15 protein-coding genes and 1 riboswitch are annotated in these 13,729 nt (G+C 45.5%); of the genes, 10 read left to right on the top strand and 5 right to left on the bottom strand.

The window, feature by feature from the left end; translation table 11 throughout:
- Positions 1–22 precede the first annotated feature (22 nt).
- Together ACBP55_RS28505 and ACBP55_RS28500 are read left to right on the top strand one after the other, a co-directional pair.
- The gene (locus tag ACBP55_RS28505) at positions 23–1,219 is read left to right on the top strand and encodes an esterase-like activity of phytase family protein (protein ID WP_464646439.1); all 1,197 of its coding nucleotides are present in this window, start codon (positions 23–25) and stop codon (positions 1,217–1,219) included.
- Positions 1,167–1,514, top strand: a complete 348-nt coding sequence (locus tag ACBP55_RS28500) for an esterase-like activity of phytase family protein (RefSeq protein WP_464646437.1) — start codon at positions 1,167–1,169, stop codon at positions 1,512–1,514. The genes ACBP55_RS28505 and ACBP55_RS28500 overlap by 53 nt, the downstream gene beginning before the upstream one ends.
- Before the next feature lie 55 nt (positions 1,515–1,569).
- Here ACBP55_RS28500 and ACBP55_RS28495 read toward each other — a convergent pair whose 3' ends face one another.
- Complete coding sequence (locus ACBP55_RS28495; RefSeq protein WP_464646435.1) at positions 1,570–2,454, bottom strand: TIGR01777 family oxidoreductase; 885 nt, start codon at positions 2,452–2,454, stop codon at positions 1,570–1,572.
- A gap of 110 nt (positions 2,455–2,564) precedes the next feature.
- Here ACBP55_RS28495 and ACBP55_RS28490 point away from each other — a divergent pair, with 110 nt between their 5' ends.
- The gene (locus ACBP55_RS28490; protein WP_464646434.1) at positions 2,565–3,581 is read left to right on the top strand and encodes a glycine-rich domain-containing protein; all 1,017 of its coding nucleotides are present in this window, start codon (positions 2,565–2,567) and stop codon (positions 3,579–3,581) included.
- A gap of 356 nt (positions 3,582–3,937) precedes the next feature.
- On the opposite strand, the gene ACBP55_RS28485 is transcribed toward ACBP55_RS28490, so the two are convergent.
- Positions 3,938–4,132, bottom strand: coding sequence for a hypothetical protein (locus ACBP55_RS28485; protein WP_464646432.1), 195 nt, complete (start codon positions 4,130–4,132; stop codon positions 3,938–3,940).
- Positions 4,133–4,531: 399 nt separating this feature from the next.
- Between ACBP55_RS28485 and ACBP55_RS28480 the strand changes: the two genes are divergently transcribed.
- The 4 genes from ACBP55_RS28480 to gloA2 all read left to right on the top strand — a co-directional run bounded on the left by ACBP55_RS28480 (position 4,532) and on the right by gloA2 (position 7,892).
- A complete protein-coding gene (locus ACBP55_RS28480) occupies positions 4,532–5,755 on the top strand; it encodes an MDR family MFS transporter (RefSeq protein ID WP_464646430.1) in 1,224 nt (407 codons plus the stop codon).
- Between the two features lie 111 nt (positions 5,756–5,866).
- A riboswitch (cyclic di-GMP riboswitch) is annotated at positions 5,867–5,961 on the top strand.
- A gap of 102 nt (positions 5,962–6,063) precedes the next feature.
- Positions 6,064–6,369, top strand: coding sequence for a hypothetical protein (locus ACBP55_RS28475; protein WP_464646429.1), 306 nt, complete (start codon positions 6,064–6,066; stop codon positions 6,367–6,369).
- 136 nt (positions 6,370–6,505) lie between these two features.
- Positions 6,506–7,420 carry an exopolyphosphatase gene (locus ACBP55_RS28470; protein ID WP_464646427.1) on the top strand — a complete coding sequence of 305 codons (915 nt, stop codon included), beginning with the start codon at positions 6,506–6,508 and terminating at the stop codon, positions 7,418–7,420.
- Positions 7,421–7,496: 76 nt separating this feature from the next.
- Positions 7,497–7,892, top strand: coding sequence for an SMU1112c/YaeR family gloxylase I-like metalloprotein (gene gloA2 / locus ACBP55_RS28465; RefSeq protein WP_464646425.1), 396 nt, complete (start codon positions 7,497–7,499; stop codon positions 7,890–7,892).
- A gap of 193 nt (positions 7,893–8,085) precedes the next feature.
- Here gloA2 and ACBP55_RS28460 read toward each other — a convergent pair whose 3' ends face one another.
- Positions 8,086–9,237 (bottom strand): THUMP domain-containing class I SAM-dependent RNA methyltransferase, encoded by a 1,152-nt coding sequence (locus ACBP55_RS28460; protein WP_029193401.1) that lies wholly within the window; start codon positions 9,235–9,237, stop codon positions 8,086–8,088.
- A gap of 135 nt (positions 9,238–9,372) precedes the next feature.
- Here ACBP55_RS28460 and ACBP55_RS28455 point away from each other — a divergent pair, with 135 nt between their 5' ends.
- Entirely contained in the window at positions 9,373–10,008 is a 636-nt protein-coding gene (locus ACBP55_RS28455; RefSeq protein ID WP_464646423.1) for an O-methyltransferase, read from the top strand.
- A 556-nt stretch (positions 10,009–10,564) separates the two neighbouring features.
- On the opposite strand, the gene ACBP55_RS28450 is transcribed toward ACBP55_RS28455, so the two are convergent.
- Both ACBP55_RS28450 and ACBP55_RS28445 read right to left on the bottom strand, forming a co-directional pair.
- Entirely contained in the window at positions 10,565–10,783 is a 219-nt protein-coding gene (locus tag ACBP55_RS28450; RefSeq protein ID WP_464646421.1) for a hypothetical protein, read from the bottom strand.
- Positions 10,784–10,875: 92 nt separating this feature from the next.
- On the bottom strand, positions 10,876–11,649 hold the full coding sequence (locus ACBP55_RS28445; protein ID WP_464646419.1) for a metallophosphoesterase family protein: 774 nt from the start codon (positions 11,647–11,649) through the stop codon (positions 10,876–10,878).
- A gap of 154 nt (positions 11,650–11,803) precedes the next feature.
- On the opposite strand from ACBP55_RS28445, the gene ACBP55_RS28440 reads away from it, so the two are divergent.
- Positions 11,804–13,081: a CapA family protein gene (locus tag ACBP55_RS28440; protein WP_464646417.1), complete on the top strand. Its 1,278-nt coding sequence runs from the start codon at positions 11,804–11,806 to the stop codon at positions 13,079–13,081.
- A gap of 17 nt (positions 13,082–13,098) precedes the next feature.
- Entirely contained in the window at positions 13,099–13,725 is a 627-nt protein-coding gene (locus ACBP55_RS28435; protein ID WP_464646415.1) for a fumarylacetoacetate hydrolase family protein, read from the top strand.
- Positions 13,726–13,729 lie beyond the last annotated feature (4 nt).

Below are 13,729 nucleotides of genomic sequence, written 5' to 3'. Positions count from 1 at the left end.
ATTAGATGATGGAGGGTTAAAAATGAAAAGATTACTCAGAAGAAGACGACTGCTTATTGTACTTGCGGCCATTTGTGCCGTTTCTACAACAACTGTCGTATACGCAGGACAAGCTGCTTTGGAGGCTATTGCTGTGAAGTTTCAAATAACCTCTGGTGGGAAAACGCTTACGCTTGATAAAGATCCCGTTGTCATTAACGGAAGCACATATGTTCCTCTTCGCACCATTGGTGAAGCGCTTGGTAAACAAATCGAATGGAATGAATGGAATCAATCCATCTCGCTCAAAGATATTCCTAAAGTGACTGGTAAATTTGAGTGGAAAAATGCTCCTGTGCTTGATAAAGGTATTCAAGAAGGCGGTTTTTCAGGTCTTATTCACTTACCTAAAGATGCTGCTGATACATTCTATACGTTGGCGGATCGCGGGCCAAACGGTGAAGTAGGTAAAGATAAACTTCGCACTTTCCCGATCGAGAACTATAATCCACGTATTTATAAATTCAAAATTACGAACGGAAACATTGAAGTCTTGGAGACGATCAAACTATCGCTTCCGGATGGTAAATTGGATAAAGTAAGCAATAGCAAATACATAACAGGTTTGCCGAACTTAGTTGGAATCGATGAAGTACCGTACGATGAGAAAGGTGTTACGAAGCTGGCTTATGATCCTGACGGTCTTGATCTGGAAGGTATCGCATACAGCCCTACTGACGATACATTCTGGGTTTCAGATGAATATCGCCCATCCATTCTTCAAGTGAAGCGTGATGGCACGATTCTAGGGCGTTACGTCCCTAAAGGCGCTAAAGACAAGCTCGTTCAAGCTGGAGCTCAAACGCCAATTTTTGATACACTGCCTGAGGTTTACAATACGCGTATTTCCAACCGTGGATTCGAAGGTGTGACTATTTCCCCAGACGGCAAATTCTTGTACACGTCCATTCAAAGTCCAATGGCAAATCCGGATAAGAAAACAGGCGAGTCTTCCAGAAATCTGCGTATCCTCAAAATGGATCTAGCCACGAAACAAATCGTAGGCGAGTACGTTTATGTGGCTGAACAAGCTGGCATGTTCGTCAAAGTGAACCAAAAAGATATCGTGATCAGTGATCTCTCCGCACTATCCAGTGATGTGCTGCTTGTTGATGAGCGTGATAAGAATGCAGGTGCAGACGCCCAAGCTGAAACGAATTTACAAATCCGATTTCTCTAAAGCGACGAATATTTTAGGAAAAGATGCAAGTAAAAACCTGGAAAGCCTATCCGTTCAACAGCTCAAAGACCAAGGTATTCAACCAGTGAGCAAAGAATTAATTGTGGATATTGCTAAACTAGGATACCCGTATGAGAAGATTGAAGGCTTGACGGTTGTTGACAAAAATACAATTGCGATTGTAAACGACAATGACTTCGGTGTTAGCTATGATGATAAAGGCGTATTAACACTAACAAATGCACCAACTCAATTACAACTTATTCAAGTTTCAGATGACTTATCCATGAAATAAAAGTAAACGAAAACCCAGCTCATCGAGGCGCACTCGGTGGTCTGGGTTTTTTTATTTATACAATATCAGCGAGGGCTTTGTCTACGAAAGAATACTTGAACGTAAAGCCATGCTCTAATAATACGCGGGGAAGAACTTTCTGACCTTCCAGAAGCAGGGTAGATAACTCACCGAAAATGACTTTTAAAATAAAAGCGGGAAGCGGGAATAGATTAGGTCTTCGCATCGCATTCGCTAATGCCCGTCCAAACTCTCTATTCGTGACCGGATTCGGAGCTGTCGCATTAACAGGCCCTTGAATCGCTTCGTTCTGAATGCAGAACTCGATAAGCCTCACCATATCAACGATGTGAATCCAGGAGAGCCATTGCTTGCCGCTGCCTATGGGACCGCCAACACCAAGTTTATATGGCAATGCCATTTTGGGAAATGCGCCTTCCTTGCCGTCTAGGACAAGTCCAACGCGTACTTTTACAATTCGTGTTCCCTGTATCAGATCAGCCGCGCTTTCCCACTGTTCGACAACCCTCGATAAGAAATCGACAGGGCAGTGCGGACTTCGCTCGTCAAAGGTTTCGGTTTCTGAGGTACCGTAAACAGACATTCCGGAAGCATTAACGACGACTTTCGGTTTCACTTCCATGTGTTCAATAAGCTGAGCCACTTGCTCAGCCGCCTTTAGTCGAGACCCAATAATTCGTTCTTTGGCCGCAGCTGTCCATCGCTGATTGATCGACTCACCAGCTAAATTTACTATGGCATCCATTCCTGCGAATGCGCTCGAATCCGTCTTAAGTTGATTCCAAGTGACGGTGCGTACATGCTCTGCAACAGCTCGAGGTGAACGCGAAATATTGATGACTTCATGACCTTGCTGCAGCAAATGAGAAATCAATCGATTGCCAATAAAACCGCTGCCACCGGTTACTGCTATTTTCATCCTGTAGCACCTCCTGCTTTTATTATAGGACCTTTATACAAAGTTTTCCAACTGACGTTATTCTTCTCTTTACATTACTGTGTTATATTGGAAATAGGGAGGGATGCCAAATGTTTCGTTTTTTATTCCGAAAATCACCCAAACCGTCCAAGAGAAGCCGCGTAGGGAATTCCAAACCGAACTTTCGAGCTTCAGATCTACCCCAAGGGCTTGGTTTATTAGAAGGTGTTCCGTTAGAACGTCTCGTTACTAAGCTGAATAGTTCACTTCCACTTGATTATGTAGAAAGACTCCAATATCGTGTAAAAGCAGGGAATCCATCTATGTCCGATGACGAGTTCGCCTGTAAATGGTTTGAATTAAAACGATTTTTCTTGATGAATCTTATTTTAAAAAGAACCCCGATGTTTAGCGCCGAAATCGATGAGATTTGGCATGAGATGCTGATGTTTACGAGAGAATATCAGCGCTTCGGAGATCAATTCGCTGGTGGCGTTATTCATCATGCCCCTGAACGTGAACCCAAGCAAATGCCGGGTGAACGAGCTTGGTTCGATTGGGTATATGCGCATCTGTTCGAGTTCGCTCCAACGAGTTCGCGGTGCTGGAACGGATTTTTCCGCAATCCGCTGGATGAGGAACGAACAGATTTGCTGCGCAGAGCGAATGAAGATGAACTCGCCAACCAATGTTTCGATATGGAACAGGCTAAGCGGTATCCAGAAGTTGCTGAGACGATCCGCATACTCATTAAGCAGGCGATTCATGAAGCCAGTCATTCAGCGAACAGCCGCAAGTTTGAGGATACAGGCTGGAAGGATTCAATTACAAACCCGAACAACATGGTGTACATGGCAGGAGCCATGATGTTCTTCTCCATTCAGGATAATAATAACTATACAAGCGGGATGAACTCACAGTGGCCTGAGGCTGGACTAGAATCGCAGAAATACAAGCAAAGCAGCTGTTCTTCATCGGGTTGTGGAGGTTCTGGTGGCAGTGGTGATAGTTCTGGAGATCAAGGCGGAGGAGGCAGCAGCTGCAGCTCTGGCAGCAGTTGCAGTTCCGGCTCGGGCTCTTCCTGCTCGTCAGGATCGAGCTGCGGGTCTGGTTGCGGCAGCAGTTAATGTTGGCTGTGGAAGCAGCATTCATTTCGTTCTTTGAATCACTTGTTCCTGGCTTGGCTTGATGCCGGGAAGCGGCGAATGGGCGTAAGGAACACTGAGAACACAGTAAACACGCTCGTTTGCACTCTCCGTCGGAGAGTGTTTTTTGTTTGAATATGGCAGGAGGAGGAGAATTTAGCTTCATATTTGAAAAGTGCAGCATTGCTGACTCCCAGCTTGACGGAACGTAGATGCCTTATTTTGCTCGAAAACGCATTTTTCATGGTTACGCGGAACGAGGATCCGCTAATTCACTTCACAGTGGCATAAAAACCTCAAAAACACCAAAATAGCGTCTCCACGTTCCGCATATTGGCTCAATATCGATATAATAACCGAAATAGAGGCTCCTCGTTCCCCGCGATCTTCAGAACAGGCTGATCGCCTTGCCGGTCATATTGCTTCTTTTGGCGGCAGAAGGAGGCTGAGGCTTGCCACCTTTCAGTAGTTGATCCCCGCCAGTTTCCACAAATGGTGATATCTCTTACGCCGGCCCCCACCATCTTACCCAAGAAGACATTCTAGCCTCCCGCAGTCTGTAACTTGATGCAAAAAGTGCAGGTATTTCTGCTAAAACTACCCCTTCGCTAGGCAGAAGCTGCAAAAACTACATCAAAATTAACCGATTCAGGCTCAAAAGCCAGATTCAGTCTGAATTTGATGTACAAAATGCATGATTACTCGCCCAAAGTGTCACTTTTAACAAATTTTGATGTACTTTTTGCATCAATGCTTGTCGCGAATCAACCCCAACCCCAACCATCCTGCCACGAACCCGAACGCCCAATCTCCACAGTTTCGAAAATTAGAATAAATTGGAGACACATATCGTCATTTTTCGTGTATAATTGAAATTCGGTGTCGATTTCTTTGACCTACGGTAAATTAAGCAGCGATAGGAGTCCTTTCAAATGAATCGGTTACGTGGTTTTCTAAGTTCTTATCATCCCATTGTACATACGTTAATTCTTGGAACCGTAATGGCTAGGGCTGCGTCCTCCATGAGCTTGCCTTTTCTCGCGATTTATTTATCTAGGCATACGTCGATGAGTGCGGTGATGATCGGAATTGTCATCGGTATGGGTTCCTTGGCTGGGACCGTAGGCGGTTTTATCGGGGGCACCTTGTCGGACCGATTCGGAAGGCGCATTATCATGCTGGCTGCTCTTTTTGGCTGGGCGTTCGTGTTCTTAGGCTTTGGCGTGGTTAAATTACCCATCCTGTTTATGCTGCTCAATATGCTGAACGGCTTGTGCCGCTCCTTTTATGAGCCCGTTTCACAGGCGTTGATGGCAGACCTTACAGAACCTGCGAAAAGACTTAAAGTATTTTCGATGCGGTATATGGCTATCAATGTTGGTGTTGCTGTGGGACCACTTTTGGGTGCTTTTTTCGCTACGATGAATGGTGCGCTGCCTTTTCTCATTACTGGAACCATTTATTTTATTTATGCGGTCACACTTTACGCACTGCTCATCGCTTTTGGCATCAAGAAAATCGAGGGTGAGAAGAAATCTTCGGTTACCTTTGGTTCTGCTTTGCGAGTGATTCGAAGTGATATGACTTTTCGCTTGTACATCCTTGGCGGTATTATTGGAGCAATCGGTTACTCCCAGGTGATGGTGACACTTTCGCAATATTTGGAGCGCAACTTTGTAGATGGTGTGAAAATGTTTGCGATCTTAATGAGTGTGAATGCCATAGTGGTTATTGCCATGCAGATTCCACTTACTCGTTGGGCCGAAAAGTACACGCCACTTACTGCCATTATTGTTGGCAACCTAATGTTTGCGTTAGGGGATGTTGGCTTTGCCTTTTCCCACTCGTTGGTATGGCTTATTATTTCGATGGGTATTTTCACCCTTGGCGAGATTCTAAATTACCCCGCTGCTAATATGTTGATTGACAAATTAGCTCCCGAGCATATGCGTGGCACATATTTTGGCGCTCAAACATTAACAAACATAGGCCACTTTATTGGACCTTGGGTAGGTGGGTTCTTGCTCGTTTCTTTTGGTGGAAATACGTTGTATGTTCTTATGGCCGTTCTTACGATTGCGGGATCCATTTTCTACTGGAAAGGCAATATTCGTCAAATATCAGTGAATAATACGTCGAAAAAAGAAAATTTTTGAAAAATATTGCAAAATTAGTTCTTAGGAACTATTCGATTTCAAAACGAGTTCCCGTATCCTTGAGAGTGTAGATATTTATTGCTCGTAGCTCTTCAGGCATTTAGTCAGACATCTCGACAAAGGCAAAGCTGGCGAAAGCCAGTGACGCAAAGCTAAAGGGGCTTCCTTGTCCTGCAAACCGGACTCGCAGCCAGCCAGCCGCCGAACGATTGGGTATCAACATCAGAACCCCTCCGATCGGTTCACTATGGTGGGGTTTTTCTCTGTCATAACAAATTTACGTAAAAATAAAAGGAGGATCCAGCAGCATGCAATCTGAAGGAATACTACAAGAAGAACAAAAAGTGACTTCGCTATGTGGTAATCATGTTGCCCGTTTGGTGCCTTCCACGGATGGACCAAAACTCATGATTAATCGGGAAGAATACGCGTTAAATGAAGCTTGTTGGGATGTAGAAATGTTTCACGGGAGAAACAATAGCATCTTGATTTTCTACTGGAAGGGCGAAGTTAAGCTATCTGTAAAAATGCCGCCGATGCCGCAAATTGAAGCATTTTTGACAAGGCTTTATCAATGTTTATCATCCAAGTTAAGAACAGTACAGCCTATCTAGGTGTACTGTTTTTTTTGTTTCTAGCTGTAAGGAAAATGTAAAGACAAAATCATTGTCACAAATTGACAAGTGCTGATATAATGGAATTCATAGATTTAAGTAGTGCTTAGGAACTATTATTAGGGGGATACATAGCATGAGATTAATCACACGTTCGGATTTTGACGGTTTAGTATGTGCGATGCTTTTCAAAAAGTTAAACATGGTGGATGAAATGAAATTCGTCCATCCCAAAGATATGCAGGACGGTTTGATTGAGGTTTCGGAAAACGATATTTTGGCCAATGTCCCTTATGTAGCGGGCTGTGGCTTGTGGTTCGATCATCATTCCAGTGAACTTGAACGGATGGGTGAGAAGGTTGAATTCAAAGGGGAGACCCGAATCGCGCCAAGTGCGGCACGTGTTGTTTATGATTACTATGGAGGATGGGAGACGTTCGGCGATATCGATGATATTATGCGCGGGGTGGATAAAGCGGATTCGGCACAATTCAGTAAAGAAGATATTTTGAATCCGAGCGGATGGGACCTATTATCTTTTATCATGGATGCTAGAACGGGCTTAGGGCGCTATCGCGATTATCGGATCAGTAATTATCAATTGATGGAAGAGCTTGTGGAGCACTGTGCAACGATGTCCGTTCATGAGATCATGGAATTGCCGGATGTGAAAGAGCGTGTGGCGCGTTATTTTGAATTAGATGCCTTATATCGTGATATGCTTCAAACCTATACGCGGACGGAAGGCAATGTTATTATTACAGACCTTCGTGATGTGGAGACCATCTATCCAGGGAACCGGTTCATGGTGTATGCGCTGTATCCGGAGCAAAATATCTCAATTTGGGTCGTCGATGGCCGAAATAAACAAAACTGCGTCTTTGCTTGTGGTCACAGTATTGTGAATCGTACGTCGAAAACGAATATTGGTAACTTGATGCTCCAAAATGGCGGAGGCGGTCATCATGCAGCTGGTACTTGCCAAGTTGACTATGTGCAGGCTGAGGAAGTTTTGAAGAAAATTGTTGAAACGATGAGAACAGACGGATAAAATGAATGCAACGGACCGCAGGATGGGGAGTTCCCGGAATGCGGTTTTTCACTAAATGGGGACAGGGGGGAATGGAGTGGAGTTAGCACAAATTCATCATGTGGCAATCATTAGCTCAAATTATGAGCGATCGAAACACTTCTATGTCGATTTACTTGGATTAACGGTCATACACGAAACGTATCGTGCAGAACGTGACTCCTATAAATTGGATTTGCGCATCGGGAAGACCGAACAGCAGATCGAGTTGTTTTCATTTCCGAACCCTCCGCTGCGAGTTAACCAGCCTGAGGCAAGGGGCCTTAGGCATTTGGCTTTTGTCGTACATAATATGGACCAAAGCGTTAAAGAACTAGAAAGTAAGGGCATTGCGGTAGAACCGGTGCGGATTGATCCCATTACCGGTGACCAATATACTTTTTTTGCAGATCCGGATGGGCTGCCCTTGGAGTTGGTGGAATATGCGAAATGATCACCAAGAAAGAACAGAACAGGAGCCGAAGCTGAGGTTTGCCAAAGGCTGCCTGTGGAGCATTATTGTGTCCATTCCATTATGGGCGTTATTGATTTGGTTTTTGTTTATCAAATAAAATCCCTCACTAGCTTGGTCTGACCGCTGCATGCATGCAGTTCGGTCGGATGAGCCGTTGAGGGATTTTTATTTATTATTTGTCTGTGTGTCTGCGCGGTGGCAATGGTCCAAGATACTGGAACAGGTTACATTCGATACGTCCATTAAATAGTTTGCGCTTCTTATCCGCGCGGCGGTTCATATAGTGCTCGAGCTGTGTGCTCGGGCTTAAGATAAACATGCTCCATGAAGGCATGGGAGCAGTGAGAGCACCGAGCTGGCGCAGCGCCACCTCGACATCTTGCGCTTCACCAAGCCGCTCTCCATAGGGAGGATTGGTGATCAAGCAGCCGTAGTCGCCGCGCGGGCGGGCTTTGGCTACTGGTTCCACGAGCAGCTTGAACTGCTTCGTCAAGCCGGCAGCCTTCGCGGCAGCCTCTGCCACTTCGATGGCAGAGGGATCGATGTCACTGCCGATGATGTTCAGCGGAACATCATCTTTAACAGCATCGAAGGCTTCGTCGCGAGCCTTGTCCCACAGCTTGCGCGGGATATTACCCCACGCCTCGCTAGGGAAGCTGCGCCGCAGTCCTGGCGCGATGTTCCACCCGATCATAGCAGCCTCGATCGGGATCGTCCCAGACCCGCAGAACGGGTCGTAGAGTGGTCTGTCAACCTTCCAACGACTGAGGAGGATCATCGCAGCCGCCATGGTTTCCTTCAGCGGCGCTTCGGTCACGAGCTTACGGTAGCCGCGCTTGTGCAGGCTGGCGCCGGTCGTGTCGATTGTTAGCGTTGCAATATCGTTCAGGAGTGCGACTTCGATGACGTAGCGTGCCCCGTTCTCAGGGAACCACTCTGTTCCGTAACGAAGCTTCAGCTTTTCGACAACGGCTTTCTTCACGATTCCTTGGCAAGCGGGCACGCTAGATAGTTGTGACTTATGGGAACGCCCTTCCACAGGGAATTCGGCATCGTTCGGAATCCAGTCCGGCCAAGCAAGCGCCTTGGTGCCTTCGAAAAGCTCATCGAAAGTAAGAGCCTTAAATTGGCCCATGAGTACCAAGATGCGATCGGCGGTTCTGAGCCAAAGATTGGCGCGGCAGATGGCCAGCTCGTCGCCAAGAAAACGGACACGTCCGTTCTCGACGGTGACCTCGTTGTAGCCAAGATCACGGATTTCGCGAGCAACGATAGCCTCAAGTCCCATTGGGCAAGTTGCGATTAGTTCAATTTGTTGTGGCATGTTTTAATTCCTTCCATCCGGGTTGTGCATCGCTCATAAAACTCATACAATTAACAAGTATAGGACAAATAGGTTACACTTACAAACTAAACACGCAAAGTGAATGCTTTGATGCTTTTCTAAGGAGGAAAAAACATGGAAACCATAACAGCCGAGAGCTATATGGAGGGTTTATACGCAGAAGATACAGTTCTAGAACGAGTGAAGGAAGTCATACGCACCCAGAATATGCCCGAAATATCGATTGCACCTGGATACGGCAGATTGCTTACTATGCTGGTCACGATGATTGGCGCAACGAAGGTGTTGGAAATAGGTGCTTTAGGCGGTTATAGCGGTATTTGTTTGGCGAGAGGATTGAAAGAGGGCGGCAAACTTATTTCGCTGGAGTTAAAACAAGAATTTGCGGATGTAGCCAAGCAAAATGTTACCGAAGCGGGCCTTGGCGAGCTTGTCGAGTACCGGATTGGCGAAGCCCTCATTCACCTGAATGAGCTTCTTGAGCAGGGAGAGCGATTTGATTTCTTTTTTATCGATGCGGATAAGGTGAATTATCCGAATTATTTGGAGCTCGCCATTAAACTGGCGAACCCTGGCGCTATAATTGCAGGAGATAACACGCTGATGCGAGGAAAAGTCGTCGACGCGAACCAAACCAAAGCCGCGGTCCAATCGATGCGTACTTTCAACCAGCTGGTCGCCACCGATCCGCGTTTGGAAAGCACCATCCTGCCAGCTTATGATGGCTTGGCTTTAGCTCGAGTGAAGTAGTACTGAGATTGTCTATTCATTCACTTGACCTACTCATAACTGGCAGACATAAATTCGATTTTTGTGTCTTTGAGCAGCTTCGTGAGGGTAGAAGGGCTATCGTGGTTATTAATGTTGTAAAATCTACATCAATTCACACGCCAAAGGGCTATTTTGCAGCTTGAAGTTGCAGTTTGTACAACATTTGCAGCCCATTTGCTGCGAATTGGCCTAGATTGGATCAAATTGTTGTACGTTATGCAACAATGAAGGGAGAAAGGCGAGATCTAGGGAGCAATTGTTGCACTTTTTACAACATCAATTGCGGATGCAAGACATATCGCTTCTAGAACTTCCTCTTTATAAGTAATAGGGGCTGTCTCAAAATGATTTTTCTCATCTTCGGCTCTACTCAATAAGGTAGCCCAAGTGAATGAACGAGTCCAAATGACATGCAAAAACGCCTCCAAAACCACTACACTAGTGGGGATGGAGGCGTTTTTGATAGGAAAATTCATGTCAGAGTAGGAGTTCGAAAATTCAAAAATGACTTTTGAGACAGCCACTTTTCATTGCTTTAAGATGCTTTTTGATCAGATATATGGAAGTCAGACTCGATTAATTTGCCAGGAGTAATTGGTTTTATTTGCGTTAACGGAGGCACTGGTTGGGAAGTGGTACTAGGGTGAGAGACTTCTTGCTTCTTGAAAGAAATAGCACTGATGCCGTTCCAATAAATAAATAATAACTCTGCACACACGACGATCAAAACAATTTTACGCCAGTTCAGGCTCATGGATGGCATCCTCACTTTCAATGATACGCCTATATTATCATATAGTGGAAGAAATTCCCATGATTAATTTTACCTGTTCTTATGCCTAATCCTCATTTATGAACCAGACCTGTAGTAATCTCTAGCTCATACCTATGACTTTCCGGCATTTGCGCAGAGTAAGCCAAGCGAACAGCACGTTCAATATCATAAGGCACACGTACGAATTGAATCGCAAACCCTGAATCCACATGGACTCCAGCTTCCCCCTCTACAACACAGTAGCAGGCTTGCGGAATACCGTCATACGGCGTTCCCACGCTCCCAACATTGAAGAGCATCAGACCGCTGCTGGCTTGCTTCACAGAGCGTTTCACCGATGGATTTTTGATGGTTATAAGATAGGGAATATGAATGTCACCATAGCCGACAATATCAGGCTGCTTCCCATCTTCAGATTGACCTGTCATCTCTGTATTTTGAAACATGGCGAGGCGTTCTTGCTTGGAGGCCTTGCGTTTCACTCTATGATAGACACTCTGCGCAGAAGCGTGGAACAATCGGAACAATTTGCCGCTTACATTCAAATCAACAGAGAAAGGCAGCTGTTTCAAGTAAGCAAGCCTATCCTCACCAAGCTGCTGCTGATGCCACAATCCGGCAGGCTGCTCCTGCGGGAGGGTAATCCCCAAATCCCAGTTTCCTTGAACAACGGATTCACATACCTCCATAACACGATCAACGACAGTAGCGGAATCGGGCCCTTTACCCACAAGGTCGCCCAAACATATAATACGTTTTATTCTTCGGCGTTTAATATCTAAAAGTACAGCTTCCAGTGCAGGTAAATTACCATGAATATCCGATATGATTGCGATTTTCTCCAACGTTTTCGTTCCCTTTCTCTGATAAACTCAAATGACCTTAGCTATGCTTCAGTTATACCATAAGGCTTATGAATGTGAAAATGAGAGTCTCTTACTATTACCCAACCAGGGATTCTTCTGCTATAATTTGTAGGGGGAAAGGGGAATGTTTTGATTGGAATCCAGACAAGATCGTCACCGTAAACCGAAAAAAGAACGCTCTACGAACAAGAAGACCCCGCTTAAAGTGATTGGGGGACTCACGCTTGCCGCAGCTGCTTGTTTCGCTATTGGCATAGGCGCTTCCTATTGGACATCGAACAGTAAATCAGCAGAAGAGCAAGATTCAGTATCATCACCAGTGGCTAGTGTTTCGCCTGTTCCAACCAAACCAACGAATACAGCTAGCATAGCTAGTGCGCAGCCTAGCGCAAAGCCTAACCCAGAGTCTACGGCAAAAGCCGTTATCCCGACTCCTGCACCTACCGCATCGAGTGAGCCCACGAGCAGTGGCGGGCAAGTGAAGTTAACTTTTGTGGGTGATGTGTTGATGGCCTCCAAAGTGGAAGATATTTTAAAACAAAAAGGCTATGATTATCCTTATACGAATGTAAAAGACTTTCTGAGCAAGCCCGATTATACGATTGCTAATTTGGAAACACCCATAACGACTAGAGGTACAGTTCAAAAAAAGGATTATGTCTATCGTTCTTCACCGATGGCGTTGCCTGCTTTGAAAGCTTCCGGAATTGATATCGTTAATCTAGCGAATAACCATGTGATGGATTATGGGACGGAAGGTTTGCTGGACACGATGGATGCCCTTGATCAAGAGGGAGTTAAGCGAGTTGGAGCGGGCAAGGATTTGGAAGAAGCCTACCGACCGGTCATCGTGGAAAAAGATGGCGTGAAAATTGCTTTCTTCGGCTTCAGTCGAGTCGTTCCAGATGCCTCATGGAAGGCAGGTCCTGGCCATGCAGGCGTAGCTGAAACCTATAGTTACAAGCTGCCAGTCGAAGCCATTCAGAAAGCAAAAGAAAGCGCTGACCTGGTTGTTGTCGTAACTCACTGGGGAGTGGAAAGAAGCGATAATCCGGATAATAATCAGAAAGACCTGGCTCATCGCTACATCGATGCTGGCGCTGATCTAATCGTAGGCGGTCATCCGCATGTCTTACAAGGCTTTGAGCAATACAAAGGCAAATGGATTGCTTATAGTTTAGGTAATTTCATTTTTACAACCAATGATACCCCGAAGACTTGGGAGACCGTTATTTTAGAAGCTGCATGTTCCAAAGATAAACAATGCGATATCCACCTTGTGCCAATTTTGACTAAAGCAGCACTGCCGACTCCGATGAGTACGGAAGATGGCGCAAAGCTCTTTCAGCGTTTGAGTAAAATCTCGATAGGCGCTCAAGTTGATGCGCAAGGAAATGTTAGCAAGAAATAAGATTAGGAGCAATCAATATGACAGAAGCTATTCGCAATATTTACTGTGTAGGTCGCAACTACCGGGCACATGCCGCAGAATTGGGGAATGATGTTCCGGATCAACCGATGATTTTTACCAAGCCGACACATGCACTTGCCCCAATGAATGGGGAAGAGTTGACGCTTCCAGGTAATCAAGGTGAGATTCACTACGAAACCGAGCTTGTTTTACATATCGCTAAGCCTTATACAGAAGGTATCCAAGTGGATGATATTGTCGACAAGTATGCACTCGGCATTGACTTCACGCTTCGGGATGTTCAGAACGTCATTAAGAAGAAGGGTCAGCCATGGCTGCCTGCCAAAGGCTTTCTGAATTCTGCACCGATCAGTACATTCCGACCATTCCCAGGAGCTTCAAAGCTGGCAGAATCGAATTTCCAGCTTCGCCAGAATGGACAGGTTGTTCAGAACGGCAATATCAGCAATATGATCTTCGATTTACAAACCATCATTGATTACATTGCCAAGCATTATGGTTTAGGAGCTGGCGATATCATCTTTACGGGTACTCCAGAAGGGGTAGGTCCTGTGCATCAGGGTGATCGTTTGGAGCTGTTGTGGGGAGAAGAAGTATTCGGAGCTGTGACGATTAAGATGTAACAAA

It is taken from the genome of Paenibacillus sp. WG02 (assembly GCF_055396115.1).
Note: the sequence above shows the minus strand (reverse complement) of the source record. Positions and strands in the feature narration are given on the sequence as shown.

Bases quoted from the DNA above. Each gene is read 5' to 3' on its own strand.
- ACBP55_RS28505 (WP_464646439.1), top strand. From the start codon at position 23: ATGAAAAGATTACTCAGAAGAAGACGACTGCTTATTGTACTTGCGGCC.
- ACBP55_RS28500 (WP_464646437.1), top strand. From the start codon at position 1,167: ATGCAGGTGCAGACGCCCAAGCTGAAACGAATTTACAAATCCGATTTC.
- ACBP55_RS28495 (WP_464646435.1), bottom strand. From the start codon at position 2,454: ATGAAAATAGCAGTAACCGGTGGCAGCGGTTTTATTGGCAATCGATTG.
- ACBP55_RS28490 (WP_464646434.1), top strand. From the start codon at position 2,565: ATGTTTCGTTTTTTATTCCGAAAATCACCCAAACCGTCCAAGAGAAGC.
- ACBP55_RS28480 (WP_464646430.1), top strand. From the start codon at position 4,532: ATGAATCGGTTACGTGGTTTTCTAAGTTCTTATCATCCCATTGTACAT.
- ACBP55_RS28475 (WP_464646429.1), top strand. From the start codon at position 6,064: ATGCAATCTGAAGGAATACTACAAGAAGAACAAAAAGTGACTTCGCTA.
- ACBP55_RS28470 (WP_464646427.1), top strand. From the start codon at position 6,506: ATGAGATTAATCACACGTTCGGATTTTGACGGTTTAGTATGTGCGATG.
- ACBP55_RS28460 (WP_029193401.1), bottom strand. From the start codon at position 9,237: ATGCCACAACAAATTGAACTAATCGCAACTTGCCCAATGGGACTTGAG.
- ACBP55_RS28455 (WP_464646423.1), top strand. From the start codon at position 9,373: ATGGAAACCATAACAGCCGAGAGCTATATGGAGGGTTTATACGCAGAA.
- ACBP55_RS28450 (WP_464646421.1), bottom strand. From the start codon at position 10,783: ATGAGCCTGAACTGGCGTAAAATTGTTTTGATCGTCGTGTGTGCAGAG.
- ACBP55_RS28435 (WP_464646415.1), top strand. From the start codon at position 13,099: ATGACAGAAGCTATTCGCAATATTTACTGTGTAGGTCGCAACTACCGG.